This is a genomic window from Neisseria sp. P0021.S007, assembly GCF_051956855.1.
The window spans coordinates 1-779 of record NZ_JBQCXA010000368.1; the positions used below are offsets into that span (position 1 = coordinate 1).

Consider the following 779-nt stretch of genomic DNA (forward strand, 5'->3'; position numbering starts at 1 on the left):
CCAACTCCAACGCCGCTTCGTCCAAGTCAGCCCTGATGACCAAGGCCGTCTGAACATCCGCATCGAAGGCCCGATGATACAGGCGATGTTCTTCGAGATTTTCATTCTTGCCATCGTCAACGAACTCTATTTCCGCAGCTTGGAAACGCCTGCCGTCATCGAAGAAGGCGAGCGCCGTTTGCAGGCCAAAGCGCAACAGCTGAAAGAAATTGCAGCTACACAAAATCCAAATGATCCGCCGTTCCTTATTTCCGATTTCGGCACGCGCCGCCGCTACACCCTCGCATGGCAGGAACACGTTATCCGCACCTTGCTGGAAGCTGCTCCCGATATCGTGCGCGGTACCAGCAACGTTTATCTGGCCAAAAAAATCGGCATCACACCCATCGGCACCATGGCGCACGAGTTCCTCCAAGCCTTCCAAGCCTTGGACGTACGTTTGCGCAATTTCCAAAAAGCCGCGCTGGAAAGTTGGGTGCACGAATACCGCGGCGACCTCGGTATCGCCCTGACCGACGTAGTCGGCATGGATGCCTTCTTGCGCGACTTCGACCTGTACTTTGCCAAACTCTTCGACGGCCTGCGCCACGACAGCGGCGATCCTTATGTTTGGGGCGACAAAGCCTACGAGCATTACAAAAAACTCAAAATCGACAGCAGCACCAAAATGCTGACCTTTTCAGACGGCCTCGATATTGAGCGTTCATGGGCGTTGCACCAATACTTCAAAGACCGTTTCAAAACCAGTTTCGGTATCGGTACCAACCTGACCAACGATT

At 53.8% G+C, this 779-nt stretch carries 1 protein-coding gene; it reads left to right on the forward strand.

The features are described from left to right. Positions 1–779 (forward strand): nicotinate phosphoribosyltransferase (gene pncB / locus ACTHUR_RS13400; RefSeq protein ID WP_440399023.1); only part of this gene is annotated, 779 nt, incomplete at both ends.